The sequence below is a fragment of the Rugamonas sp. GW822-FHT03B10 genome, from assembly GCF_058801745.1.
In genome coordinates, this window is sequence record NZ_JBXANP010000003.1 from 312,169 (window position 1) to 339,168 (window position 27,000).

Annotated in this window: 20 protein-coding genes, 1 tRNA gene and 1 pseudogene; 13 read left to right on the top strand and 9 right to left on the bottom strand. The window is 60.3% G+C overall.

Annotated elements, in window-relative coordinates; genetic code table 11:
- Positions 1 to 3: 3 nt before the first annotated feature.
- Both AC1RQG_RS07375 and AC1RQG_RS07380 read right to left on the bottom strand, forming a co-directional pair.
- Positions 4 to 543 (bottom strand): hypothetical protein, encoded by a 540-nt coding sequence (locus tag AC1RQG_RS07375; RefSeq protein ID WP_493129830.1) that lies wholly within the window; start codon positions 541 to 543, stop codon positions 4 to 6.
- A gap of 10 nt (positions 544 to 553) precedes the next feature.
- Positions 554 to 1,852 carry a hypothetical protein gene (locus AC1RQG_RS07380; RefSeq protein ID WP_493129832.1) on the bottom strand — a complete coding sequence of 433 codons (1,299 nt, stop codon included), beginning with the start codon at positions 1,850 to 1,852 and terminating at the stop codon, positions 554 to 556.
- Between the two features lie 333 nt (positions 1,853 to 2,185).
- On the opposite strand from AC1RQG_RS07380, the gene AC1RQG_RS07385 reads away from it, so the two are divergent.
- Both AC1RQG_RS07385 and AC1RQG_RS07390 read left to right on the top strand, forming a co-directional pair.
- Entirely contained in the window at positions 2,186 to 3,529 is a 1,344-nt protein-coding gene (locus tag AC1RQG_RS07385; RefSeq protein WP_493129834.1) for an esterase/lipase family protein, read from the top strand.
- Positions 3,530 to 3,531: 2 nt separating this feature from the next.
- Positions 3,532 to 4,113: a lipase secretion chaperone gene (locus tag AC1RQG_RS07390; protein ID WP_493129836.1), complete on the top strand. Its 582-nt coding sequence runs from the start codon at positions 3,532 to 3,534 to the stop codon at positions 4,111 to 4,113.
- A gap of 9 nt (positions 4,114 to 4,122) precedes the next feature.
- Here AC1RQG_RS07390 and AC1RQG_RS07395 read toward each other — a convergent pair whose 3' ends face one another.
- Complete coding sequence (locus tag AC1RQG_RS07395; protein ID WP_493129838.1) at positions 4,123 to 5,142, bottom strand: LacI family DNA-binding transcriptional regulator; 1,020 nt, start codon at positions 5,140 to 5,142, stop codon at positions 4,123 to 4,125.
- A gap of 386 nt (positions 5,143 to 5,528) precedes the next feature.
- Here AC1RQG_RS07395 and AC1RQG_RS07400 point away from each other — a divergent pair, with 386 nt between their 5' ends.
- The 4 genes from AC1RQG_RS07400 (at position 5,529) to AC1RQG_RS07415 (ending at position 12,652) form a co-directional block, all read left to right on the top strand.
- Positions 5,529 to 7,952 (top strand): TonB-dependent receptor, encoded by a 2,424-nt coding sequence (locus tag AC1RQG_RS07400; protein WP_493129839.1) that lies wholly within the window; start codon positions 5,529 to 5,531, stop codon positions 7,950 to 7,952.
- A 120-nt stretch (positions 7,953 to 8,072) separates the two neighbouring features.
- Positions 8,073 to 9,401, top strand: a complete 1,329-nt coding sequence (locus AC1RQG_RS07405) for a GH1 family beta-glucosidase (protein ID WP_493129841.1) — start codon at positions 8,073 to 8,075, stop codon at positions 9,399 to 9,401.
- A gap of 139 nt (positions 9,402 to 9,540) precedes the next feature.
- Positions 9,541 to 10,887, top strand: coding sequence for an MFS transporter (locus tag AC1RQG_RS07410; RefSeq protein ID WP_493129843.1), 1,347 nt, complete (start codon positions 9,541 to 9,543; stop codon positions 10,885 to 10,887).
- Positions 10,880 to 12,652, top strand: coding sequence for a glycoside hydrolase family 9 protein (locus AC1RQG_RS07415; RefSeq protein WP_493129845.1), 1,773 nt, complete (start codon positions 10,880 to 10,882; stop codon positions 12,650 to 12,652). Before AC1RQG_RS07410 ends, AC1RQG_RS07415 begins: the two co-directional genes overlap by 8 nt.
- A 26-nt stretch (positions 12,653 to 12,678) precedes the next feature.
- Here the strand turns inward: AC1RQG_RS07415 and AC1RQG_RS07420 are convergent, their stop codons facing one another.
- On the bottom strand, positions 12,679 to 12,894 hold the full coding sequence (locus tag AC1RQG_RS07420; protein WP_493129847.1) for a hypothetical protein: 216 nt from the start codon (positions 12,892 to 12,894) through the stop codon (positions 12,679 to 12,681).
- A gap of 215 nt (positions 12,895 to 13,109) precedes the next feature.
- Between AC1RQG_RS07420 and AC1RQG_RS07425 the strand changes: the two genes are divergently transcribed.
- Positions 13,110 to 13,391: a hypothetical protein gene (locus AC1RQG_RS07425; RefSeq protein ID WP_493129849.1), complete on the top strand. Its 282-nt coding sequence runs from the start codon at positions 13,110 to 13,112 to the stop codon at positions 13,389 to 13,391.
- Between the two features lie 10 nt (positions 13,392 to 13,401).
- Here AC1RQG_RS07425 and AC1RQG_RS07430 read toward each other — a convergent pair whose 3' ends face one another.
- The gene (locus tag AC1RQG_RS07430; RefSeq protein ID WP_493129850.1) at positions 13,402 to 15,117 is read right to left on the bottom strand and encodes a methyl-accepting chemotaxis protein; all 1,716 of its coding nucleotides are present in this window, start codon (positions 15,115 to 15,117) and stop codon (positions 13,402 to 13,404) included.
- A gap of 890 nt (positions 15,118 to 16,007) precedes the next feature.
- Between AC1RQG_RS07430 and AC1RQG_RS07435 the strand changes: the two genes are divergently transcribed.
- Positions 16,008 to 17,315: a RelA/SpoT domain-containing protein gene (locus AC1RQG_RS07435; RefSeq protein WP_493130032.1), complete on the top strand. Its 1,308-nt coding sequence runs from the start codon at positions 16,008 to 16,010 to the stop codon at positions 17,313 to 17,315.
- 597 nt (positions 17,316 to 17,912) lie between these two features.
- Here the strand turns inward: AC1RQG_RS07435 and AC1RQG_RS07440 are convergent.
- Positions 17,913 to 18,611 carry a dual OB domain-containing protein gene (locus AC1RQG_RS07440; protein WP_493129852.1) on the bottom strand — a complete coding sequence of 233 codons (699 nt, stop codon included), beginning with the start codon at positions 18,609 to 18,611 and terminating at the stop codon, positions 17,913 to 17,915.
- A 418-nt stretch (positions 18,612 to 19,029) separates the two neighbouring features.
- Between AC1RQG_RS07440 and AC1RQG_RS07445 the strand changes: the two genes are divergently transcribed.
- The 3 genes from AC1RQG_RS07445 (at position 19,030) to AC1RQG_RS07455 (ending at position 20,779) form a co-directional block, all read left to right on the top strand.
- A complete protein-coding gene (locus AC1RQG_RS07445) occupies positions 19,030 to 19,470 on the top strand; it encodes a DUF488 domain-containing protein (RefSeq protein ID WP_493129854.1) in 441 nt (146 codons plus the stop codon).
- A 1-nt stretch (position 19,471) separates the two neighbouring features.
- Entirely contained in the window at positions 19,472 to 20,077 is a 606-nt protein-coding gene (locus AC1RQG_RS07450) for a DUF4326 domain-containing protein (RefSeq protein ID WP_493129856.1), read from the top strand.
- 444 nt (positions 20,078 to 20,521) lie between these two features.
- Positions 20,522 to 20,779, top strand: coding sequence for an Arm DNA-binding domain-containing protein (locus AC1RQG_RS07455; RefSeq protein WP_493130034.1), 258 nt, complete (start codon positions 20,522 to 20,524; stop codon positions 20,777 to 20,779).
- A gap of 175 nt (positions 20,780 to 20,954) precedes the next feature.
- On the opposite strand, the pseudogene AC1RQG_RS07460 reads toward AC1RQG_RS07455, so the two are convergent.
- The 3 genes and pseudogenes from AC1RQG_RS07460 to acs form a co-directional block, all read right to left on the bottom strand.
- Positions 20,955 to 21,542: pseudogene (locus AC1RQG_RS07460) on the bottom strand (integrase core domain-containing protein); the annotation flags it as partial.
- Between the two features lie 360 nt (positions 21,543 to 21,902).
- Positions 21,903 to 21,993: transfer RNA gene (locus AC1RQG_RS07465), tRNA-Ser, on the bottom strand.
- 126 nt (positions 21,994 to 22,119) lie between these two features.
- The gene (gene acs / locus AC1RQG_RS07470; RefSeq protein ID WP_493129858.1) at positions 22,120 to 24,126 is read right to left on the bottom strand and encodes an acetate--CoA ligase; all 2,007 of its coding nucleotides are present in this window, start codon (positions 24,124 to 24,126) and stop codon (positions 22,120 to 22,122) included.
- Positions 24,127 to 24,528: 402 nt separating this feature from the next.
- Between acs and AC1RQG_RS07475 the strand changes: the two genes are divergently transcribed.
- Positions 24,529 to 26,070 carry a fumarate hydratase gene (locus tag AC1RQG_RS07475; protein ID WP_493129860.1) on the top strand — a complete coding sequence of 514 codons (1,542 nt, stop codon included), beginning with the start codon at positions 24,529 to 24,531 and terminating at the stop codon, positions 26,068 to 26,070.
- Between the two features lie 66 nt (positions 26,071 to 26,136).
- Positions 26,137 to 26,985, top strand: a complete 849-nt coding sequence (gene murI / locus AC1RQG_RS07480) for a glutamate racemase (protein WP_493129862.1) — start codon at positions 26,137 to 26,139, stop codon at positions 26,983 to 26,985.
- Positions 26,986 to 27,000 lie beyond the last annotated feature (15 nt).

Genomic DNA, 27,000 nt, shown 5'->3' on the forward strand with positions numbered 1-27,000 from the left:
TGCTTACTCCTTCGTTCCGGTGGGACTGATGGTGGCCCGCGCAAGCTCACCCTGCGTGCGCAGGCGCTGGCGGTGTTCCTCGGGCGTCGCGTCGGCCGGCTTGGAGAATGGCGCGTCCGCGAACTGGATGTGCAGATCGACCTGGTCGATCCGCGTGATGGCCTCCTCCACGAACGCCATGCCCAGCCCCTTGCCCGGCACCCGGCGCCGGATCACGGCCGGCACGCCCAGCGCCAGCTTGGCGCGGCTGTGCGCGGGCACCTCGACCTGGGTCGGCGTGCGCGGGTGGTCGGAGATCATCTTGATGGTGTCGGGCAGCGCCGGCGTGCGCTCGGTCAGGTACAACGTCAGCACGCCGCTGGTGGCGTCGTACTCGTAGGCGCGCCGGCTGGTCCACACGTGCAGCGGCGCGGCGCCGGGGTTATCCACCTCCACCAGCAGCTGGCGCGGCTCGCGGTCGCACGGCGCGGCCGCGCTCAGGGCCTCGGCGCTGCGCCGCTGCAGTTCGGCGCCCAGTATCTTCAACGGTTGGATCGTCATCATGCACCTCGGTTCAAATGAAACCATGCCGCGCCAGCGCGCTGATGGCTTGCGGCCAGGCCAGCGTCAGGCGCGCGCCCAGCGCGCGCCGCGCCTCGGGACGGAAATCGAACAGGCCGGCCAATGCCGACAGCTCGCCGTCGAGCAGCGCGTCGGCGGGCCGGGCCAGCTTGTCGAGCGGCGCGTCGGCCAGCCATTGCGCCACCTCGGCCCGCACGTCGCGTCGCGCCCCGGCCACGCCCCAGGCCCGCGCCAGCGGATCGAGGATGGCCCAGCCGGCATGCGGCAGTGTGGCCGCCTTGCGCACGTCTTCCGCGAACGATTGCAGCAGCGGCGGCATGTTGTCGGGCAGCGGCCGCCCGGCGCGCAGCCCGGCCAGCACACCGGCCACGGAGGTGCGTCCCAGGTAGCGCGGGCAGGCCCGTTCGAGGTCGCGCATGGCCTGCTCGGCGCCGAAACCCTCCCCGTCGAAGGCGAGCACGCCGGCCAGCGTGTACCAGGCCAGCAGCGGCCGCACGGCCACCAGCAGCACGGCCTGGCGCGCCAGCGCGTCCTGCCCGAGGCGGCCCGCGATGGCGGGACTGAACTGGTAGTACTCGTCGTAGATGCGGTCGATCAGCGTGGCGCCCAGGCTGGTGGTGCCGGCCACCAGTTCGCGCAATGCCCGCAGCCGCCGCACCTCCTCGGATTCCGCCGAGCCGGTGGTGGCCGAGACGATGAAGCAGCCGTTGACGGTGCCGCCGCAGGTGTCGCCGGCGCCGCACCCGCCGCCGTGGTTGTTCACGTCGCGCAGGCACAGGCCCTCCTGGCTGCGCAGCACGTTCTCGTCCGTCTCGGCTGGAATCTCGTCGTTGCTCTGGGTGGTGCCGGTGGCGGCCCGCAGCGCGTGCGACAGTTCGTGGTACAGCAGCACCGGGCCGGGAAAGGTGATCTGCTTGCCGTTCACATCGAACACGAAGAAGCCGGAACCGAGGCACTGGCTGCTGTCGTACACGACGCGCACGATGGCGCTGCCGCTGCTGCTGTCGATGTAGGTCTCGCCGGCCACCGTCTTGAGGTCGATGCCGGTGATGGGATCGGTGCCGTCGTTGAGCGCGCTGATCACGATCGGCACGCCGAAGTCCGTGTTGACCAGCTGGTTGATCCGGTCCGCCGTGGCCGGCGCGCCGGCCGTTTCGATGTAGGTGACCTGGAACACGGTGCTGTCGGTCGGGACGTTGACCTCACCGAGGCCGCTGTCGCTGCCGGTGGCCGTGAACAGGTCGCCGAACGCGATGTCCGGCGTGCCGCTGGTATCAATAAAGACGGTCATGGCGCCCCTCCCGCATCGGTGCCGCCCACCCCGGACGGGGTGCCGTCGCGGCCACCATGGAGACATGCTAGGCCGCTGGCGAGCACTGCCTTTGATCTGCCGCAGCATTCAATGTGGCGATGCATGGCCCTTGTTACCGCTGGTCGGTTAAGATGCTGCGCGCCTGTTGTAGCGTGCCCACAATGCGCATGCAATGCCTGCGCGACGCCCGCCCCGGCGTGGCTTGCGCGGCCATGCGGTTGGCTTGCCGCGAACGGCCGTGCGCGCCGGACGCGCGCCGCATTCGTGTTGAAATCATCTCACCCCAAACACAACACCAACATTGGAGACAACATGATGCGTAGGATCGTAGTGCAAGCGGCGGGCCACGTGGCGCAACTGACGATGGCGGCGGCCTGCCTGGCCATGCCGCAGGCGCAAGCCGCCAACAACTATCCGGTGGTGATGGTGCACGGCTTCCTCGGCTTCGGCACCGATGAACTGCAAGGCACGGGCTTCCTGTACTGGGGCGGCACCAACGACATCGCCGGCCACCTGACCAGCGCCAACCACCAGGTCTACGTGGCCGGCGTGGGGCCGGTCAGCTCCAACTGGGACCGCGCGGTCGAGCTGTACTACCAGATCAAAGGTGGCTGCGCCGACTATGGCGCCAAACACACGGCCAACTACGCCGCGTTCGGCGCGATCCAGACGCCGGCCGGCAAATGCTGGGCCGCCGATCCGAACAACAATCCCAATCACTATCCGCTGGCGCTGTATCCGGCGTGGGACGCCAACCACCCGATCCACCTGATCTCGCACAGCCAGGGCGGCCAGACCATCCGCACCATGATCCAGTTGATGGAGAACGGCTCGCCCAACGGCAACGAGGGAGGTGGTGAACTGTACGCGGGAGGCAAGGTGGGCTGGGTCAAGAGCGCCACCACCATCTCCACGCCGCACAACGGCACCACGCTGCGCGACGTGATCGTGGACTACGTGCCCAAGGTGTCCGAACTGGCTGGCCAGATCGTCCAGGTGGCGGGCCTCGGCGGCAGCACCAACCCGGTCTACAAATTCCGCCTCGAACAGTTCGGTCTCGCGCAGGGACCGGCCGAATCGATCAGCGACTTCATCACCCGCACCCAGGGTGCGCCGTTCTGGCAACTGGCCAATCACGATTCGGCCCAGTGGGATCTGGGTCCCGATGGCGCGCGCGAACTCAATGGCTGGGTGCAGACCTCGCCCAACGTCTATTACTACTCGATCGGCAGCGACGCCACGGAGCAAGGCAGCTGGTGCTGCAACGGCACCGACCGCATCATCGCGCCGTTCCAGAGCAGCAGCTACCAGTACGCGCGCGACGACATGATCTTCTTCACCAAGAACACGGCCGGCGAATGGGTGGTGCCGTCCATCCTGCAACGCGGCATGGGCTCGTACACGCAGACCGACGCCAGCCGCGTGCTGATCGACAGCAGCTGGTTCCCCAACGACGGCGTGGTCAACACGGTGAGCATGAAGGCGCCCGCCGGCCAGCCCGTGCGCAACTACAACGGCAGCTCCGTGCGCGGCACCTGGAACTACCTCGGTTACTACGGCGCGTATGACCACTTCGACGTGATCGGCTGGCTGCAACCGGCATCCGGCGTCTACCCGATCTACGACAACATCGCCGGCATCATCTTCGGGCTGTAACCATGCACCCCGGCCCAGGCTTACCCCACGCCTGCGCCGGGGCGGCCGGCCTGGCTGTGCTGCTGTATGCGGCATGGCCGGCGGCCGCACCCGAACGCACGGTCGTTGTGGATCACGATAACTACTTCGCCTTCGTCAAGGCCACGCCACTCGCGCCATCCGCACCATTCGCACCACCCGCGCCGGCCGCTGCCGCTGCCGCTGCTGCGCGGCGCGATGCCGCCGTTCCCGCCGTGGTGGACGCGCCGGCCTCCCCCACCGCGCTGGCGCAACTGGAAGCGGAGGTGCGCACGCTGCGTCAGCAGGGAGCGGACGAACAGGCCGTGTACCGCTTGCGCGCGCAACGCGTCAACGCGCAACTTGCGGCGCAAATGGCCGAACGCGAACAGGCGGAGACGGCATGGCAGCGGCGTGTGCAAGCGTATCGCGTCGAGCGTGCCCACGTGGCCGCGCGCGGCGACGACACGTCCGAACGGCGCGCGGCGACACTGGCGCAACTGCGCGCCGAACGTTTCGATCAGGAGGAACTGGCGCACCTGGAGGCGAGCGATACGCCCGCCGTGCCGGTGCTGAAACAGGACTGAGACCGGCTGCTAGCTGATGCGCCTGACGGACTCGCGCACGACCAGGCTGAGCGCCGGAATATCGACCGTGAATTTTTCATGGTTGATCATCTTCAGCATGATCTGGCCGATACATATGCCGACATCGAACAATGGCTGGCGTACCGTTGTCAGCGGCGGTGTCGTGCACATGGAGCTGTGCAAATCGTCAAAGCCGATGATCGACACATCTTCCGGCACGCGGATGTTGCGCCGGTAAAGCGCGAGCCGGGCACCATAGGCGGTCAGGTCATTGCCGGCAAAGATGGCGCTGAAGCGTTGACCGGTTTCGAGCAACTGGTTGACCGCCAACAGGCCTCCCGATTCCTGGAAATCGCCCGGCACGATCAATTTCGGATTCACCTCGATATTGTGGCGCGCCAGCGTATCGCGATAGCCCGCCAGACGGGCCCGCGCATCTTCCTGGTCCGGTGGCCCCTCGATGAAGGCGATGCGCCGGTGCCCCTGTTCGATCAGGTAGTCAACGGCGTCGCAGGCGGCCTGGTAATTGTCCAGGCAAAATCCGAAGGCCTGCTTGCCTTCCAGTTTGCGGCCGAACGCCACGATGGGTACCCGACGCGAATATTGCAGAATTTGCGCATCGCTCATATTGCCGGTCAAAATGACCAGTCCGTCGACGCGGCGCGCGATCAACAATTCAACGCGCTCGGCTTCTTCACTGGCATGCCAGTGGCCGGACATGATGAGCGGGACATAGCCCGCATCCTTCATCGCCTCGTCTATCCCGGTCATCGCCTCATTGAAGTAGCCGCTGACCAGCGACTGCGTCAGCACCCCGATGGTGCGCGAGCTGCCCATCTTCAGACTCTGGGCCAGCACATTCGGCTTGTAATTGAGCTGCTCGATCACCTTTTCGATGCTGGCGCGCTTCTCGTCCGAGATCTTGGCCGTGCCGTTCAGGAACCGGGAAACCGTCGCGGGCGACACCCCGGCCACGCGCGCAACCTCATAGACGGTCGTCGTTGTCGCATTCTTCGTATCTGTCTTCATGGATCCTTATGTGCACGAGAGCTGGCGCGGCAAGACCACGCCCTGCGACAGCATACCATGAAACCGGTTTCTGAAATCAGTCCGCCAAGGCCTCCGGCGGGGTGCCGATACATGACGGACAGCATGCATCGCCCCGGGAACAGCGGCGCCGCAGGCGCGCCCGCCCCCCATGCGCGCCTGCCGCCACGCGGCTTGATACGGCGGCCTTGACGATGAAATTTATCCGGACCGCGATTTTTTCGTTTGACATCCGAGTTTTTTCAAATGTATTATGAAATCGATTTCACGACAGATGAAACCGATTTCAATCCAACGAGATCAATTCACAGTGAAACAAACGGCAAGATCAAAATCCAATAAATCCAATAATTCCATCTGGAGACAAGATGACCCATTCCGCACCGCCGCGCCGCCCCCTGGCGGCATCCCCGATTCAATTCGCCATCCTGACGCTGCTGGCCGGCATGACGACGGCCCAGGCACAGACACAGGCCCAGGAACCGGCGCCAGCAGCCGCCCCTGCCCCCGCGCCGGCCGCGAAAGACGCCAACGCCATTCAGGAAATCATCGTCACGGCGACCAAACGCGCCACGCCCTTGCAGCGCACCCCGGTGGCGATCACGGCCCTGAACGCCAACGCCCTGGCGGATAACCATGTCCAGACCATCCAGGATGTGGTGAATCTGGTCCCCGGCTTCCAGGCCACCAGCGAAGGCGATCATGGCGTCATCACGATGACCCTGCGCGGCATCGGCAACGACAGCGCCAAAACCGAATACGCGGACCCGGAAGTGGCCTCCTTCGTCGATGGCATCTACTCGCCGCGTCCGGAAGGCGCGACCTCGCTGCTGTTCGACCTCGACGCCATTGAAGTGCTGCGCGGCCCGCAAGGCACGCTGTGGGGCCGCAACTCGTCGGTCGGCGCGGTCAATATGCAGACGGCGAAGCCGGTCCTGGGCGACAGCAGCGGCAACGTCGAAATGGGCGCCGGCAGCTACAGCCGGCTGGGCGCGCGCGGCGCGGTGAACGTGCCGCTCAGCGACACGGCGGCGATGCGCATCGCCTTCGTCCACGAGCAGCACGACGGTTATGTCGATTTCCAGAAGCTGCCCGTCCCCTCCGTGGCCAGCCAGCAGGCAGCCTATCTGGCCAGCGGCGGCACGCTGGCCAGTTTCCAGCCGATCAACCCGAACCTGTTCGTCACGGACGGCCCCAAGTATGGCGCGCAAAACCAGAGCGCCGTGCGCCTGAGTTTGCTGTGGCAGCCGACAGCGCAACTGAAATGGAACCTGGCCTACGAGAACTTCGCCGACCGCGGCACGCTCAGCATGAACCTGCTGCAGAACCAGCGCCCCGGCCAGGACAAGTGGTCGGCCCTGATCGATACCGCCCCATCGCTCACGCGCGACACCAATTCCTTCCGCAGCCGCCTCGAATACAGCCTCAACGACGCGGCCATGCTGACCTACATCGCCGGCTATTCGCGCTTTAGCGGCGCGTCCACGTTCGACGCCGACGGCGGCGCCAACATCCCGACCAGCTTCGCCACCGGCGCCACCTACCAGGCCAACAACACGGTGTCATCGCACTACGTCAACTACAGCCATGAACTGGAGCTGCAATCGGTGGGCAAGCGGGCAGTCGACTGGCAGCTCGGCCTGTACTACGGCGCCGAAAAGAACAGCATGCGCTTCGACATTCCCATCTTTAACGGCACCCAGCAAGGCACGGTGGTCTGGCAGGGTTCCTTCATCCAGCCCAAGGAAACGGTGGCCTCGACCGCCTTGTTCGGCCAGTCGACCTGGAACGTCAGTGACAGCCTGCACCTGACCGGCGGCCTGCGCTACACCTCCGACAAGCGCACCAACGTCGGCGGCAATGGCTACACCTGGAATTACGACGCGTCGGTGCCACAGGTGCCGGTCAGCCCGAGTATCGATCCGACCAAACCGGGCCAGGGCTACAACCCGAGCGTGCCATCGAATGACGGCGAGTTCACCGGCCACAAGACGACCGGCCTGGCCCGCATCGGCTACGATATCGACCGCAATAACATGGTCTATGCGAGCGTCTCGACCGGCTACAAATCGGGCGGCCTGCAGGACGGCGGCCGGCCCTACGGCGCGGAAACCCTGACCAACTATGAAATCGGTTCCAAGAGCACGCTGATGGGCGGGGCACTGAGGATCAACAACGCGCTGTACTACTCGAAATTCAAGGACTTCCAGTTCAGCTCGCCGGTGACCAACCCCGACGGCTCCCATTCGCTGGCCACCAGCAATGCCGAAGGCGCGACGGTATATGGTTTCGAGTCGGAAATCGCCGCCAAACTCAGCAAGGACGACAAGCTCCAGGCGTCGCTGGCCTGGACCCACGCGGTGCTCGGTACGCTGCGCGGCGCCGGCTCGAACGACTACTCCTTGCCGGTGTGCACGATCCCGGGCATCAGCACCTGCCTCGACGTGACCGGCAACACCATGCCGCATTCGCCCAAATTCTCGCTGCAACTGATGTACCAGCACACGGTCCATCTGAACGACGAGGCCACGTTGACGCCGCGCATCAGCACCCACTACGAAACCTCGTCCTGGCTCAGCGTCTTCAATCTGGGCGACGGCGATAAGCAACAAGCGTACACCCGCACCGATCTGGGGCTGCGCTACAGCAAAAAGAACTGGTGGATCGACGCCTTTGTGCGCAATGCGGGTGATGTCAACGTCAAGACCAGCGCCTCCAACGGCGGCAACGTCTGGCTCGCGCAATACCTGCCGCCCCGCACTTTTGGCATCAACACCGGCTTCGACTTCTAAGCCACGGAGCACCGCTCCGCCTGTGGCGGAAGCGGTTCGACCGGAGGACGCTGCGCGCGGCCAGCACGCGCGCAGCGCACCTGCGCGCCTTTTTTCCATCACCTTACACTGACACAAACCATGAGAGAACGACATCCATTCCCCACCGATTTCACCTGGGGCGTCGCCACCAGCGCCTTCCAGATCGAAGGTGCGTGGGCGGAAGACGGCAAGGGGCCGTCGATCTGGGACACTTTTTGCCACCAGGGCGGCAAGATCATCGATGGCGGCACCGGCGACGTGGCTTGCGATCACTATCACCGATATCGCGACGATGTCGATCTGATCTCCTCGCTCAACGTCGACGCCTACCGTTTTTCCATGGCGTGGTCACGCGTGCAGCCCGAGGGCCGGGGCGCCTGGAATGAAGCCGGTTTTGATTTCTATGACCGCCTGCTCGACGCCTTGCAGGAAAAAGGACTGGGCGCGCACCTGACGCTCTACCATTGGGATTTGCCCCAGGCATTGCAGGATCGCGGCGGCTGGCTCAATCGCGATACCGCCTATCGTTTCGCCGATTACGCGGCGGAAGTGGCGCGCCGCTTCGGCGACCGGATCGACGCCATCGCCACCCATAACGAGCCTTGGTGCAGCGCCAACCTGGGCTATGGCAATGCCCAATTCGCGCCCGGCGTCGCCGATAAGAAATCGGCGATCCAGGTATCCCATCACTTGCTGCTGTCCCACGGGCTGGCCATGCAGGCGATGCGTGCAACGGGCACCACGGCCAAACTGGGCATCGTTCTGAACCAGTGGACCGCCGACCCCGCCACCTCGTCGGAAGCCGACCGCGCCATGGCCGAACTCGAGTATGCGCGCTCGGTCCAGTGGTTCATGGACCCGATCTTCAAAGGGCGCTATCCGGAACTGGCCTTGCGCGCGCATGGCGAGGATGGACCGGAAGTCCTGGCGGGCGACTTCGAGATCATCGGCCAGCCGCTCGATTTCCTCGGTGTGAATTATTATTTCCGCGCCTACTGCAGCGCCGAAACGCCGCCGCGCACGCCGCAGGGCGGACAGGGTTACACCGACATGGGCTGGGAAATCTACCCGCAGGGATTGACCGAGCTGCTGCTGGCGCTCAAGCGCGAGTATGCCTTGCCCCCCATCTACATCACCGAAAATGGCATGGCCAACGCGGACCAGCTGATCGATGGCCGGGTGCCGGACAGTGCCCGTATCGCCTATATCAGCCAGCACCTCGCCGCGCTGGCCGCGGCGATGGAGCAAGGGGTCGATGTGCGCGGCTATTTCCTGTGGAGTCTGCTGGACAACTTTGAATGGAATTCCGGGTATGCCAAGCGTTTCGGCATCGTCCATGTCGACTACGCGACGCAACAGCGCACGCTCAAGGACAGCGCCACCTGGTACCGCGACTTCATCACCGCCCAGCGACAAGCGCTGGCCTGAATCTCGCCCACTACGCAACACAGCAATCGGGAGAACGCTATGCAGCTGGATTTTCGCGCCGGGGGGCCACCCCTGCTGGCCGATAGGGCCGACACCAATGTAGGATCACACCTTATGACCAACGAAATGGAGCACCACCATGCGCGCAGCTGACCGGGCGGTTTCTCCGCTGCTCTGGGTGCCCAGCGGCTACTTCACCATGGCGCTGTGCTATGTGATGCTCACCAGCGTGACGGCGATCATGTTCAAGAACCTGGGCATGGACAATGGCAAGGCCGCGCAATACTCGAGCATGCTCATTCTTGCCTATACCATCAAGCCACTGTTCGCGCCGTTCGTGGAAATGTACCGCACCAAGAAATTCTTCGTGCTGTGCGCGCAGGTTGTCATCGGCCTCGGCTTTGCCGGCATCGCCCTGGCCATGGCGCTGCCCGGTTACATGGTCGTGCTGCTGCCCATGTTCGGCTTGCTGTCCCTGATCGGGGCCACCCAGGATATCGCCTGCGATGGCGTCTACGTCACCTCGCTCGACCAGCGCAGCCAATCGCTGTATTGCGGCATCCAGAGCCTGAGCTGGAATATCGGGCCGATCGTCGCTTCCGGCGGTCTGGTCTACCTGAGCGGCAAACTCCATACGGAATGGTTCCATCATGACCCCGGCACACCCGGCCCGGCATGGATGGACGCCTGGCGCATCGTGTTCTTCATCGTCGCCGCCATCACGATCCTGATGGCGCTGTGGCATGCCCGCTTCATGCCCGATGGCGCCCGCGCCGCCAACACGCCGGCAAGCGTCCGCGACGCGGCAGGCATCCTGGGCAACGCGCTGACCACTTTCTTCCAGAAACGCGGTGTGTGGCGCATGATCGCGTTCGCGTTTCTGTTCCGGCTCAGCATAGGATTTCTGGAGAAGATAGGGCCGTTCTTCATGGTCGACCCGTGCGCCAGCGGCGGACTCGGCCTGTCGAACGAATTGCTCGGCATTATCTACGGCACCTATGGCCTGGCCGCCGTCCTGCTCGGCTCCTTGCTCGGCGGATTGTTCGTCGCCCGGCGCGGCCTGCGGGCGACGCTGTTCCTGCTCTGCTGCGCGGTGAATATTCCGAACGTCACTTTCCTGATCATGAGCATCTATCAGCCCAGCAGTCTGCTGGCGATCAGCATCGGCGTGGTGGTTGAAAAATTCTTTTTCGGCTTCGGCGCGGTGGGATTCATGATCTATCTGATGCAGCAACTGGCTCCCGGTAAATACGCCACCACCCACTACGCGTTCGGCACCGGCCTGATGGGCCTGTGCGGCCTCGTCACCGGCGTGATCAGCGGCCACCTTCAGCAGCGGCTCGGCTACGTCAGCTACTTCGTCTTCGTGATGGTCGCGACCATCCCGTCGTTTCTGGCATGTTGGTTCGCGCCCTTCTACCAGGAGGAAGGCGCGGCGCAGCAGCAACCGGCACAGGCGCCGCTGGCGGGGGCTGCGCATGAATGATGCGCCACGGCGGAAAACCGGCTGGCGCTCGGCCACCGGCGCGTTCCTGTTGTCGGCGATGACCGCCACTGCCGGGGCAAGCGCCGCGCCCACCGCCACCGCCACAGCCGGCATCAAGCTCAATCAACTCGGCTTTCTGCCGGCTTCGGCCAAACTGGCCGTGGTCCCCGCGAGCCCGGCCACCGTTTTTTCGGTCACGAACACCGCGAACGGCGCGGTGGCCTGGCACGGCATGCTGGGAACGCCCGCACACTGGGCACCGTCCGGTGAAATGGTCAGCCTGGCGGATTTTTCAGGCCTGACCGCGCCGGGCGACTACCAGATCAAGGTCGACGGGCTGGACGTTTCCACGCGTTTTACCATCGGCACGGATGTCTACCGCGCGCTCAGCGAGGCCGCGCTCAAGGCCTTTTACTTCAACCGTGCCAGCACTGCCCTGCCGGCGCGGTACGCCGGCGCGTACGCGCGCGCGGCCGGCCATCCCGATACGCAGGTACTGGTGCACCGCTCCGCGGCCTCCGCCGCGCGCCCCGAGGGCACGGTCATCGCCAGCCCCAAAGGTTGGTATGACGCGGGCGACTACAACAAATACATGGTCAACTCCGGCATCGCGACCTATACGCTGCTGGCCGCCTATGAGCATTTCCCGGCGTACTTCCAGGCGCAGCAAGTCAATCTCCCCGAATCGGGCAACGGCATTCCGGACATATTGAACGAAGCGCTCTGGAATCTGGAGTGGATGCTGTCGATGCAGGATCCGGACGATGGTGGCGTTTATCACAAGCTGACGAACAAAACCTTCGATCCCATGGTGATGCCGGAACAGGCCGTCAGCCCGCGCTACGTGGTCCAGAAAACGACGGCGGCGACGCTCGACTTTGCCGCCGTGATGGCCAGCGCCAGCCGCGTACTGCGCCCCTACCAGGACAAGCTGCCGGGACTGCCGGCGAAAATGCTGGCGGCCGCCAAGGCGGCATGGGCCTGGGCGCGGGCCCATCCGGACCAGGTATACCGCCAGCCGGCCGATATCGTCACCGGCGAATACGGCGATGCCATACTCGATGACGAGTTCATGTGGGCGGCGGCGGAACTCTATATCAGCACGGCCGACGACAGCTACTACCTTGCCATGCCGCCGGCCGCTACCCCGGCCACGGTGCCGGCATGGGACGATGTGGGCAGCCTCGCCTGGATCTCGCTGGCACATCACCGCGACGGTCTCAGCCCCATCGCCGACCGGGCACTGATCGCCAATCGCATCATGACGCTAGCCGATGCATTGCTGGCGGTCCGCAAGCACTCGGCCTACGCGGTCGCGATGCAGCAAGCCGATTTTATCTGGGGCAGCAACGCGGTGGCGCTCAATCAAGCCATCATGCTGCTGCAGGCCTATCGCCTCGGTGGCCAGCGCGCCTACCTGGATGCGGCGCAGTCGGCGTTCGACTATGTGCTCGGTCGCAATGCGACTGGCTATGCCTTCGTCACCGGGTTCGGCAGTCGATCGCCACTGCACCCACACCACCGGCCCTCGCAAGCGGACCACGTTGCCGCGCCGGTGCCGGGCTTCCTGGTCGGCGGCCCGCAACCGGGGCAACAGGACCAGCGGGAATGTGCGCAGGCCTACCCGTCGCACCTGGCGGCGCGATCCTATCTGGACGATGTCTGCAGTTATGCGAGCAATGAAATTGCGATCAACTGGAATGCGCCGCTGGTCTACGTCGCGGCAGCGCTCGCATCTTTGCCGCAGGCGCCCGTTGCACCGTAAGCCACACCAGGCCAGTGCGGCCTGCCTCAGCGCGCCACCTCGTCATCGTCCGTGCGCGCATAACGCATCCACCACGGTAGCCGCCGCTTGCGGCGCTTGACCGTGGTGGACTGCTCCTGCCCTGCCCTGAGCACTGGCGGTGGCGCGACCGGTAAGGGAAAGCCGACGAACACCATCACCAGCAAAACGGGCAGCAGCAGATAGAACAGCGGGCGCCTCCAGTTCGGTTTGTATTTGCTCATGTTCCACACTTGGATCGCCGCGCACGGCACGCAAGGTAATCAGCAAAAAAGCGACGAGATAATGGAACAGCTTACACTTTCCGATAACGTTTGGCGACAGGCGCAAGTGCGGGGTCTGTTGCGGCTATACTGCTAAAAAAGACAGACCAGCACATATCCGGCGCGATCTGTCGAGTAGTTCTCAGCGATCAACTTCACAGACTCGGGAGCGTGACATGAGCACTAGCAATCCAGCCCAGGATGAGGCAGATAACTTAGTCCTCGAAATGCTGAAAGGGCTGCGCAATGATGTCGCCACTTTTCGCTCTGAAATGCGTGACGAGATTTTCATGGTCAAGGAACGCCTGAGTATGATTGAGACAGGTCTCATTGATGTGAAACAAACGGTGCTGCATCTGGACAGCAAGATCGCGCTGAGCCAAGTGGGCATGGACAAGCTGACGGCCCGCGTTGGACGGATCGAAGATCGCCTAGGGCTAATTGAAGCGCACGAGTGAGCAGGCGGCCTCAAAACTCCTCCCAATCCTCGCCCACAGTCGCGACGGGCTTGCGGCGTGCCGCTTGATCCACGGCGATTCTGGCCACGTCCGACTTTTTGCGAGCCGGCTTGGCGCTGGCCAATTTTGTCACCTGGGGCGCTTGCCTGATCGCCTTCGGCACGACCGCTGTTCGCTGAATCTGGTCGAGCTTGAAGATGCTCACCACAGCGGCCAGCTGACTTGCCTGCTCCTGCAGGGACGCCGACGCGCTGGCCGCCTCCTCCACCAGCGCCGCATTCTGCTGGGTCACGCTATCCATCTCGGTGACGGCCTGGTTGATCTGGCCAATACCCGACTCCTGCTCCTGGCTGGCCGATGCGATCTCGGCCATGATGTCCGTCACCCGCTTGACGCTGGCGACCACATCATCCATGGTCGCCCCGGCCTGGTTGACCAGTTGGTTCCCCGTGCTGACTTTTTGAACGGAATCATCGATCAGCGACTTGATCTCTTTCGCCGCCGCCGCAGAACGCTGCGCCAGATTGCGCACCTCAGACGCGACCACCGCGAACCCTCGGCCTTGCTCGCCGGCACGCGCCGCCTCGACCGCCGCGTTCAGCGCAAGAATATTGGTCTGGAACGCGATGCCGTCTATAACGCTGATGATCTCCACGATCTTGCGCGCCGAGGCGTCAATCGACCCCATCGTTTCAACGACTTGCGAAACAACCTGGCCCCCCTTGACGGCGATTTCCGACGCCGATCCGGCCAGCACATTGGCCTGGCGCGCATTGTCCGCGTTCTGCCGGACGGTCGAAGTCATTTGCTCCATCGACGACGCCGTCTCCTCCAGCGCACTGGCCTGTTGCTCGGTGCGGCTGGACAAGTCGAGATTGCCCGACGCGATCTGGCTGGTCCCGGTGGCGATGGCGTCGGTTCCTTCCCGCACTTGCCCGACGATACTGACCAGCTTGTCATTCATCGCTTTCAAGGCGAGCAACAACTGTCCCGTTTCATCCGTCGACATGATCTTGATCTCGCAGGTCAGATCGCCCTCGCCCACCGTCCTGGCGACGCGCAGGGCGGCATTGAGCGGCCGCGTGATCGAGCGCGTCACCATCCAGGCCAGCGCGACGGCGATGGCCGTTGCGATCACGGCGATCAGCGACAATGTCAGACGCGCGCGATTGTAATCGGTCTCCGCCTGCTTCCGCGCTTCAGTGCTCAGGTTGGCCTGGAAGGCGGCCATGTCCTTGAGCGCGGCTTGCCATTTATCCACCGCCGGCGACAACTCGTTGGCGAGCGCGTTGGGCACTTCGTCGTTCTTGTTGTCCAGACCCAGCTTGATCACTTTCGCGATGAGCGGCAGCGCCGCGTCGCGTGCGCTGTCGATGCGCGCCAGGAGTTCCTTGCCCGCTGAGAGCGTCACCAGCTCGTGCAATTTTTTCGACGCCGCCGCATAGTCGTCGTCGGCCGCCTGCATCTTCTTTTGTTCTTCCGTCATCAGCGCCGGATCCTGGTAGAGCAGGATATTGCGCAGGCGCCCGCCGCTACGCCGCTGCGCCAGCGACATGTCGTTTGCCGCCGCCACCTTGACGTTGTTGCTTTCCACGATGTTGACCAGGCTCTGGTTCGTGGCCGACAAGTTGGACAGGCCGATGACGACATTCAGGATCAACAACCCCACCAGTATCGCGAAGCAAACCGTCAGGCGGGTACCGATTTTCAGATTTGAAAGATTCATTTTGACTCCAGATTATAGGCAATGGTGGGCGGCGTTCGCCTCAATGCCATCGGTGTCTTCGTAATTTGAATTTGTCCAGTTCGTCCTGGAACAGCGGGGGACGGTCATGGCGAGACACCTGTCGGCTAACTTTTCCCGGCGGCTGGCAAGTCTTGTTGTTGATTTTCGATCAACAAATTTCAATTTAATTGCCGCTGAGGAATAATTTAGATTAGCATGGATTCGGAGCGAAATTCCAACCGATCGTTACAATTAGAGAGAATTTGTATTGAAAGTGCACATGAACACGCTGGGGGAACAGCGATGGGGTCGGCGTTGGGTTAGTTCCAGCAATCTGCCAAATTGAACGAAAGATTGACGCGTTGCATGGCACTACAGAGTCCGTCGTCACGCGAGGCACAATCACTACTACCGGGCTCCTCGAAAAACCTCCAATTCGTCATTCCCGCGCATGCGGGAATCCATGCTGAGCCTCTGCATACGCGGCCTATCGGTTCCCGCCTGCGACGAGATTTCGAGGCTCCCCACAATACTTGAGGGAGACCAAAATGCGCTGACCAGCGCCTTCTATGATCTCTGTCAAGCGCCGCCCAAGCGCTGCGTCTTTATTCGCTGCCGGATCGAGCATTCATGCGGGTCGGCGGGCGATATGTGTAAAATTGAGCGGAGAAACATAACAAGTGCCGAATTGCACGATACAATAAAGGCAACTACCTACCAAGAGGAATCATATGTTGCCGCGCGATCTGGATCAGTTTTTGAGAGAGAGCAGAATCGCTCTAGATGATTGGCAATCTAGCAACATTTCTTGGCGTGACCTTCTCCTTATCGGAGAAGATCACGAACAGCAACGTCCACTCTTGGAAGCGAACGCAGTATCGCATTTCAGTATGATTCAGCGTTTTAGCAGGGTCCACTCTGTTCGGTGGCGAGTAAAGGATTCATGTCATCTTATGGCGAAGATTGTACGAAAACGCGCCGAAAAGTCGCCGAAGTACATGGACATATCGGTGGGAAACTACTTTGAGATAGTTGATGACCTGCTTGGGTTGCGTGCTTTGCATCTGCTCAAAGACGACTGTTTCCAAATAGATCGAGAGGTGCGTGCAATTTTTCCGCTAAAAGAAGCCCCGATTGCTTACATTCGCGATGGCGATAATCCAGAGTTGACAACACGTTACGAAGACATAGGACTGACGGTTAAAAAGCACAAGGATAATTACCGCTCAATACATTATATTTTAACGACAAAGCCGACGCTACGGGTAATCAACGCGGAGTTGCAAGTCCGTACTATTTTTGAGGAAGGCTGGAGCGAAATTGACCATAAAGTACGCTACCCAAATTTTTCAAATAACCAACAATTGCGTGGCATGCTCACACTTCTCAATGGGATGGCTGGGCAGGCTGACGAGACGGGCACCCTGATAAGTTCGCTTGCGAAAGAATTACAGGCATCTTTACCTACAAGTGCCAGTGCCCCTCAGACCGATGGCGGGCAGAATGAAAATATGGATTCGACTCCGATTGCGTCTTGTGGTAGCGACGTGCCAGAAGCGCATGCTGTGGATATTCATTCTCGTCAAAGCAGCCTGGAAAATTTTGTATTTGATCGACCTGAGCCTAGCGACGATTCAGTAGCCGCTGACCTGCAGCATCAGCGACCTCCTGACGCACCTGCACACCAGGTTGATGCCGTATCCAATTGGACCTTGAGTGAAGGCCAGAAAACGCCATCGTCCATGATGACAATTGCAGATCAAGCAGCATCCTTTACATCCGCCCAAAAAGCTTTAAATGAACACAATGCGGCGATGAAAGTACTCAAGGACATGAATCAAGTCGGAGCGATAGTCAAGGCGTTGGAAGAACAAAGCGCGATGATGAGAGCGGTCAAGGACATGAATCAAATCGGAGCGACAGTCAAGGTGTTGGAAGAACAAAGCGCGATGATGAGAGCGGTCAAGGACATGAATCAAGTTGGAGCGACAGTCAAGGCGTTGGAAGAACAAGGCGCGATGATGAGAGCGGTCAAGGACATGAATAAGGTAGGCTCGGCCGTCAAGGCCATCGAGGAGAATAACGCCGCCATGAAAGCAGTCAAAGAGATGAATCAAGTCGGGTCGACGATGAAGGTGCTGAAGGATCAAAATGCGCTTGAGGAAGCCATTAGAAGTATGAAGCCACCATACCGCTGAAACTTAAGCGCAACGGGGTTAGTTCCAACATTGCGCCAAATTGAAGATAAGAAATATCCCTAGGGGAAAATTGCGCGGCGCGCGGCGCCTCAGCCACCGCGTAGCGGTGGCAAAATGGCGATTCGGAGCGGCTCGCCCCTGCAGGGACGATGCGTTCGAATCCCCCGTGCAGGGCGCGCAGGCGCCCGGCTTCTCTCCGCCAGGAAACAAATGCACAAAGGCCACCCGAGGGTGGCCTTTTTTACATTTTGTATTCCAGGCAAAAGGGAGATCCGCCCCGGATAGGCTGAACTTTCCTAAATGGGTACAGAGGGGAATTAAGGGGAACAAAATCAATGCCTTGCATCAATCTTATCGCCCTTTACCCCTTGGATCCCCCCTTTAACCTAGAAGTTAACCCATTCTTGCCCTCATGAAATCACTAGACGCCCTCGTCAGCTGAGACATCAGCTAGAGATAACTTTCTGCGTATCGAGTCAGCGATCCGCAATCTAGGTTCACAAGTTGCTTAAGTACAAGGGCTGTCGGCTTTGGAGAACTTGAGCTAGCTACGCTATGGATGCTGGTAAAATGACCATCACCAACTTCGAATCTCCGTTAAGCCGCGCAGCGATTTCGAGTAATCACCGAAGCGATGACGCGAAAAGCGTATCCATGAAAAGGCTCCACCAAGCTAATACATAAGATGGCGTCGCCAATCTCGTAGTCACCGTTGTCGCGGGCCAGATATTGCTCCTCCACTACTGGATCGGTTATGGAGAGCAAATGATGTTGTCCAAGCAAGGTAAATTCCCCTCGCACGCGGCGACGCGACGGTGCTCCGTTATAACCATCTTCAGAGTGAACTCGAATCGTGAAGTCGTGTACACGTGTTAATCTCAAGGAAGATCCAATCTGTGCTAACTCATCTTCAGCCACCTTGTCATTGTGTCCATGATATGTACTTTGAGAGTGATCCCAGAAAACCGGATCGTCAGGGTCCACAATAGCATTCACCTGATCCCAGGTAGCGGTTCCGTCCTTTGTCCAGTAATACCTTGCATCCAACGTATGGTTTTCGATCTGATGCCCCAAAGGACTGGCGTTAAGCAATGGTACAGTAACAATATCTAGTAGCTGAGCCTTCCGTCCGTCCTCATAGCTGCGTTCGTCTTCAGATACCTCGTGCGAGTCGCGGCTACTAACAGGGCGAATCCAACCACCCACAACGCCATTCTCGAACTCCTTGCCTGCAATGCATCGTCCAGAAGGCGGCTTCTTTGAATTTGCTAAACAGATAATTTTTTTGTCGTACATTTTCTTCCTTCAATCGATGAGCTTATACGTGAGAATCATTTTCGAGTTAGCTTTAACCGCGAGCCGCCCATCAAGCCTCCCATTTCAGAAGCAAATGAGCGGCTTGCAAAAAGCAACCAAGAAGGCTACTTTGATTAGGGATAGGCAGTAAACATTTCACCACGGAATTGCTTTTTCCGCAATGACAATCAGAGAATTTTTACGATGTCAGTTCCACCGTTGCTCAGCATGCGAGAATGTGAAAATAACACTTATGGTTGATGATTTGAGTTTACAATTCTTACTCAATTCTTACTCAATTCTTACTCAATTCTTACTCAACATCTACACCTGCTCTTATGCCTGCGAAGTGTCTCGTGCCCGCGAGATGTATGGGTGCGTTAATCGATTAGCGCAATTTTCTAAATGGAAAAATGATATGACTATCTACACGATTGGATTTACAAAAAAAAGTGCAGAAACCTTTTTTACTTTTATTAGAAAATCTAATATAAAAACTCTTATCGATGTGCGATTAAATAATGTCTCTCAGCTTGCTGGCTATGCCAAAAAAGATGATTTGAAATTTTTCTTGCGGGAACTATGCTCTATTGACTATGTCCACGCTCCAGATTTAGCGCCAACGAAAGAAATTCTAGATCCGTATCAAGACAAGAAGATTAAATGGGATGCTTATGAAGACTTGTTTATGAATCTCATGGCAAAACGCAATATCGAGCGACTAGTTACAAAAGAATTTCTAGAACAAGGATGCCTACTTTGTAGCGAGCATGAACCCCATCATTGCCATCGACGCTTAGTTGTTGAATATCTCAACAAAAACTCAGATTTCAATTTAACCGTTAAGCACCTATATTAAGATGAGTGAATTACTAATTTTATATCCGAAAGAATTCCGGAGTTACAGTAAATTTAAAAGAAAAGTCCTAAACATAACCAGGAATCTAGCGGGCTTTAGCGTAATATTCCCCAAGGATGAAAATGGATTCTTGAAGACGCTATTCAAGGATGAAGCATCATGCTTATCCTTAGTTGAAGATATGGACTGGAAGAGCCACAGCATTACTCATTCCATCATTTTTGATGATGGAGAAGAATTCCCTACGGAGTGTTCGGAACTAAAGGAACGTAATGTAGCAATGAGGATCATAAGTATAAAAATCACTCGTGTTGTAAATATAAAAAGAGATACGAAATACTCAAAACAACGTCATACTGCGGAGTATGAGTATATAGGGCGTGGTTCCTACTGGGGAAACCCATATTCAATGTTTACTGAAGGAGAAACGCGCGAAGAGGTAATTCGTAAGTTTCGATATGACTTTGAATTTGACAAATTTCCAAATAAGAAAAAATCAGAAGTTTTTAAACTGGCAGGCAAGCGGCTAGGCTGTTTTTGCAAACCAGATGCGTGCCACGGAGATGTATTAGCTGATTTTTTGAATGAGTGGGATGATGGAAAGTAAAAATCTTCAACAAATAGATTTTCATTTTGTAAAACGCAACAATTTCTTCGCGCCACTAATACCCCTGAAAGACATCTAAGTACCATTTTTATATAGTAGCTTGTTTACCCAGGATTCCTCGACTGCATCCAACAGGCTTTATAATTTCATTCCAGCCAGTTTCACCAGATCTTAGAAGCTTTTAAATAAGTTGATTACAGCCAGTATCCTATTTTCTACCTCTGTATTTCCCCGTTAATTTAGCCTTGGCAATACCCTGAGCGGCACGCTCCCGACGAAAGGTATAATCCTTTCTAGCGACAACCGCAAGCATATCAAGCATCATTCCATTTTATTCTCAAAACGGTATATTAGTTTTCAATCGCTGGGGTGTATCAGTTTACAACCGCTGCTGACACGTATGACATTTAAACTCCAAGAATACTACAAATTGGTCGAACAAAACTGAGTGGCGTCGAGGTACGAAAAAGCAGTATCTGGGTGCTGTTTTCTTACCGTGGCAAACAGGTCAAGGAACCGGTAAAGGCAGACGGTTGCCTGCTGCGGCCAACGGCGGCGAACCTCAAGTACGCAGCACGCCTCGTCGCCGAAGTCCGACAGCAGATCAAACTCGGTACGTTCAACTATCGCACCGAGCTCCCAGACTCATCCAATGCGCCGCTCCCGAGCGTAAGACCGGCGAAGAACTGTTCTGTGACCTAATAGATCGTTGGTGGAACCTGCTTGAACTTGAGCCGTCCACGCGCACCACCGACGAGAACTCAAAGGAAAACTTCTGGATGAAGCATCTGGAGAACAAGCCAATAAAGGCGTTCGTCCATTCGGACATTAAAGCGGCTCTGATCTTGCCCCCGGATGACCGGACACATCCTATCGCTTAATTTACCCCGCTTTCCTGAGCCCGGCGCAGCAGCTCCCTCCTGAACATGCGAGGCGATTTCAACTTCAACGACGAGTGTGGATGAACCTCATTGAAATGTGTAAAGGCGTCCGGCAGTTGAGCGAGAACGACTTCGGCATTGCTGCGGTCCATCAGGCTGACGTAATCCCGTTTGAAGGTGTTCACAAAGCTTTCAGCGATCCCATTCGACTGCGGGCTGCACACCGGCGTATGAATCGGCTCCAGGCCCATTGCACGCGCCAACGCATGCGTTTCGTGGGCTCGGTAGGCGCCGCCATTGTCGCTCAAGAACTCCAGCTTTGCCGAGCCAATGCTGGCCTGGCCAAATCTCGCTTCGACCGCTTCCACCAACATATCGCGGACTGGCTCGCCAGGCAGTCCACGTTCAGCCCAGGCTCGCCAAGCAATGATTTCACGATCACAGCAGTCCTTCATAAACACACCAGTGACGACCTCGCCGTTGTCGCAGGCAATCTCGAATCCGTCCGAACACCAGCACTGACTCGGCTCAGCCACCCCGACGACGCCGTCATGCGCACGGCTGCTGACGCGGCGCTTCGGGGACGTGCCCGGGGACGTGCCAGCTCTGTCATTTGGACACGCTAGCCGAACCTTTGATGAAACTCAAGACTAGACATGACTCTTGCGGCATTGACATATGAATAGGGGAATTTGGCTTGAAGCATCCCGATGACTGGAAAGTGATTGATGGAATAGTGCAGTTGGGAATTTTTTTGCGCTGCGCGCGCCGCCTCCGGCGCGCCACCGCGTAGCGGTGGCAGAATGGCGATTCGGAGCGGGCTGGGCGTGCACGCCCAGCCCTTCGAATCCCCCACGCAGGGCGCGCAGGCGCCCTGCTTCTCTCCGCCCGGAAACAAATGCAAAAAGGCCACCCGAGGGTGGCCTTTTTTACATTTGTATTCCTGGCGGAGAGAGGGGGATTCGAACCCCCGATAGGCTATGAACCTATACACGCTTTCCAGGCGTGCGACTTCAACCACTCATCCATCTCTCCTGCTTCTCCCCATTCAGGGAGCGGCAGATTATAGCAAGGATTTTGGAAACCACCAACATTATTTGCCGGCAACCCCGCCATCCGACGGGCCACCGGCTCCAGCCGGCAGCCCGTTAAAACAACAACTTAGGACGCTTCCTTCAACTGCTCCAGAATCGCTGGATTTTCCAGCGTGGAGACGTCCTGGGTGATGGTTTCGCCCTTGGCCAGGACGCGCAGCAGACGACGCATGATCTTGCCCGAGCGCGTCTTCGGCAGGTTGTCGCCGAAGCGGATTTCCTTCGGCTTGGCGATCGGACCGATCTCCTTGCCCACCCAGTTGCGCAGCTCCAGCGCGAGACGCTTGGCATCCTCGCCGGTCGGACGCGCCTGCTTCAGCACCACGAACGCGCAGATCGATTCACCGGTCGTGTCGTCCGGCTTGCCCACCACAGCGGCCTCGGCCACCAGCGGATTGGCCACCAGCGCCGATTCGATCTCCATCGTGCCCATGCGGTGACCCGACACGTTCAGCACATCGTCGATACGGCCGGTGATGGTGAAGTAGCCGGTTTCCTTGTTGCGGATCGCGCCGTCGCCGGCCAGGTACATCTTGCCGCCCAGCTCCTCGGGGAAGTAGCCGGACTTGAAGCGCTCCGGATTGCCCCAGATGGTGCGGATCATCGACGGCCATGGACGCTTGACGACCAGGATGCCGCCCTGCCCGTTCGGCACGTCGTGACCGGCTTCGTCGACGATGGCGGCCATGATGCCCGGCAGCGGCAGCGTGCACGAACCCGGCACCATCGGCGTCGCGCCCGGCAGCGGGGTGATCATGTGGCCACCGGTTTCCGTCTGCCAGAAGGTGTCGACGATCGGGCACTGTTCGCGGCCGACGTTCTTGTAGTACCACATCCAGGCTTCCGGATTGATGGGCTCGCCCACCGTGCCCAGCAGACGCAGCGTGGTCAGGTCGAAGCTGTTCGGATGCACTTTCGCGTCCGCCTCCGAGGCTTTGATCAGCGAGCGGATCGCCGTCGGCGCGGTGTAGAAGATGCTGACCTTGTGCTTGGCGATGGTGTCCCAGAACCGACCCGCGTTCGGGTAGGTCGGGATGCCTTCGAACACCACCTGGGTCGCGCCCACGGCCAGCGGACCATAGGCGATGTAGCTGTGGCCGGTCACCCAGCCGATGTCGGCCGTGCACCAGAACACGTCGGCCGGCTTGATGTCGAAGGTCCACTTCATCGTCAGCGCGGCCCACAGCAGGTAGCCGCCGCTCGAGTGCTGCACGCCTTTCGGGGTGCCGGTCGAGCCGGACGTGTAGAGGATGAACAGCGGATGCTCGGCGCTCACCCATTCCGGTTCGCATTCGGCCGACTGCTGGTCGACCAGGTCGCTCAGCCACATGTCGCGGCCGGCCACCATGTTGATGGCGCCGCCCGTGCGTTTGTAGACGATCACGTCCTTCACCGATTCGCAGCCGCCCAGCGCCAGCGCTTCGTCGACGATGGCTTTCAATGGCAGTTGCTTGCCGCCGCGCATTTGCTCGTCGCCCGTGATCACGGCCACGGCGCCGGCGTCGATGATGCGCTCCTGCAGCGATTTGGCCGAGAAGCCGCCGAACACGACCGAGTGGGTGGCGCCGATGCGGGCGCAGGCCTGCATGGCGGCCACGCCTTCCACCGACATCGACATGTAGATGATGACGCGGTCGCCCTTCTTGATGCCGCGCGATTTCAGGCCGTTGGCGAACTTGCAGACCTTCTCGTGCAGCTGGCGGTAGCTGACCGGGGTGCTGGTGCCGTCGTCCGCTTCGAAGATGATGGCGGTCTTGTCGGCGTTGCCGTTCTGCAGGTTGCGGTCCAGGCAGTTGTACGACACGTTCAGGTGGCCGTCTTCGAACCATTTGTAGAACGGGGCGTCGTCCTCATTCAGCACGCGCGTGAACGGTTTTTGCCACACGAGGTTTTCCTTGGCCAGGCGGCCCCAGAAACCTTCGTAGTCGGCGGCCGCTTCGGCGCACAGTGCCTCGTAGGCGGCCATGCCCGAGATTGCGGCTTGGTCCGCGAACGCCGCCGGCGGTGCGAAGACGCGGGATTCTTGTGGGCCCTGCTGTTGGGCGCTTTGTGCTTGGTTTGCGGTGCTGGTCATGCTGATCTCCAGTGTAGTAATCGTTTGATAACAACATTAAACTTGATCGCTTACTGAGTCCTTACAGGCATTCCCCGGCGGAGGATTTGATGTCGCGACCCGTTGCAATCATGCCTGTCGTGCCATTTTACCAATCATTTATCGCACCCCGGCGTTGCGCATCGGCCCGCCCGCCGGATGCGGTTGCCGATCAGCACGTGTAGAATGTCGGCAGTTCTCATCTGCCCACCAGCGTACCGGAGTCCCGCCCCGATGACTTTTCCGCCCATCCCACAGCCCGCGCCGCGCTGCCGGCCGCTGTGCGTCGCGTGGTCGTCGCCGGCGCCGTCGCCGCGGCCGGGCCGCAACGCCGCTTTCCCCATCCCTGCTCGTTCCTTTCGATTTTAACCACGCGAGATCACCATGACCATCATCAAGCAAGAAGACCTGATCGACTCCGTCGCCGCCGCGCTGCAGTACATCAGCTACTACCATCCGGCCGATTACATCCAGCACCTGGCGCGCGCCTACGAGGCCGAACAGAGCCCGGCCGCCAAGGACGCCATCGCGCAGATCCTGACCAACTCGCGCATGTGCGCGGAAGGCAAGCGTCCGATCTGCCAGGATACCGGCATCGTCAACGTGTTCCTGAAGATCGGCATGGGCGTGCGCTTCGAGGGCTTCACCGGCACCGTCACCGACGCCGTCAACGAGGGCGTGCGCCGCGCCTACAACTACGACGACAACAAGCTGCGTGCGTCCATCGTGGCCGACCCGCTGTTCGACCGCAAGAACACCAAGGACAACACACCGGCCGTGGTGCACATGGAACTGGTCGAGGGTAACACGGTCGACGTGAAAGTGGCAGCCAAGGGCGGCGGCTCGGAGAACAAGTCGAAGATGGTCATGATGAACCCGTCCGATTCGCTGCTGGACTGGGTGCTGAAGACCGTGCCGACCATGGGCGCCGGCTGGTGCCCGCCCGGCATGCTGGGCATCGGCGTCGGCGGCACGGCCGAGAAGGCCATGATGATGGCCAAGGAAGTGCTGATGGAAGACATCGACATGTTCGAACTGAAGCAGCGCGGCCCCAAGAACAAGCTGGAAGAACTGCGCATCGAACTGTGCGACAAGATCAACGCGCTCGGCATCGGCGCCCAGGGCCTGGGCGGCCTGACCACGGTGCTCGACGTGAAGATCATGATGCACCCGACCCACGCGGCCTCGAAGCCGGTGGCCATGATCCCGAACTGCGCGGCCACCCGCCACGGCCACTTCGTGCTCGACGGTTCCGGCCCGGCCTACATGACGCCGCCTCCGCTGTCGACCTGGCCTGAAGTGCACTGGACCCCGGACACGGAAAAATCGAAACGCATCGACCTGAACACGCTGACCAAGGAAGAAGTGGCGTCGTGGAAGCCGGGCCAGACCCTGCTGCTGAACGGTAAGATGCTGACCGGCCGCGATGCCGCCCACAAGCGCATCCAGGACATGCTGGCCAAGGGCGAACCACTGCCGGTGGACTTCAAGAACCGCGTGATCTACTACGTCGGTCCGGTCGATCCGGTGCGCGATGAAGCCGTCGGCCCGGCCGGCCCGACCACGGCCACCCGCATGGACAAGTTCACCGACATGATGCTGGAGAAGACCGGCCTGATCGCCATGATCGGCAAGGCCGAGCGCGGCCCGGCCGCCATCGAGTCGATCCAGAAGCACAAGTCGGCCTACCTAATGGCCGTGGGCGGCGCCGCCTACCTGGTGTCCAAAGCCATCAAGAGCGCCAAGGTGCTGGGCTTCGCGGACATGGGCATGGAAGCGATCTACGAGTTCGAGGTGGTCGACATGCCGGTCACCGTGGCCGTCGACGCGGCCGGCACTTCCGTGCACAACACGGGTCCAAAAGAGTGGCAGGCCAAGATCGAGCAGCTGAGCAGCGTGGGCAAGATCCCCGTCACCGTCGCTTAAGCCGTTCCTTTGCCGCCCCGCTGTCGCATGGCCGCGGGGCGGTTGCCGTTTACCGAGACGAACTTGATGAATCCTATCCCCGCGATCTGCACCGCCCCGGACGCGCCCATCGGCGTGTTCGATTCCGGCGTGGGCGGCCTGTCCGTGCTGCGCCACATCCGCGCCCAGTTGCCGGACGAGCATCTGACCTATTTCGCCGACATCGGCTACGCGCCCTACGGCGACAAGCCGGAAGCCGTGGTCACGGCGCGCGCGCTGGCCGTGGCGGACTTCCTCGTCGCCGATGGCGTCAAGGGCCTGGTGGTGGCCTGCAACACGGCCACCGTGGCCGCCATCAAGGCCATCCGTGCGCGCTATCCGCTGCTGCCCGTGGTGGGCGTGGAGCCCGGTCTGAAGCCGGCCGTGGCGGCCAGCCACAACGGCAAGATCGGCGTGCTGGCCACGGACCGCACGCTGTCGGGCGAAAAATTCCTGCAGTTGCGCGCACAGATCAGCGCCAGCAGCGGCGCCGAGTTCCTGCTCATGCCGTGCATCGGCCTGGCCGACCAGATCAACCTCGGCGCGCTCGACACGCCGGCCACGCAGGCGCTGCTGCAACGCTACGTGGCGCCATTGATCGCGCAAGGGGTCGACACGCTGGTGCTGGGCTGCACCCATTACGTGTTCGTCCAGCACGGCATCGAACAGGTGGTCGAGCGCACCAGCGCCCATCCGGTCGCCATCATCGACACCGGCGACGCCGTGGCGCGCCAGATCGCGCGCCTGCTGCATGCGGCCGGACTGGCGCGCGTGCCGGCGGCGGGCGATGCGCCGGCGCGCCTGCAGGGCTACACGAGCGCCAGCGCGGACGAACTGTCGGCCGCGTTCGGCAATCTGCTGGGCCTGACCCCGTCCGTCGCCAGCGTGACGATTTGAGCACGGCCGGATAGG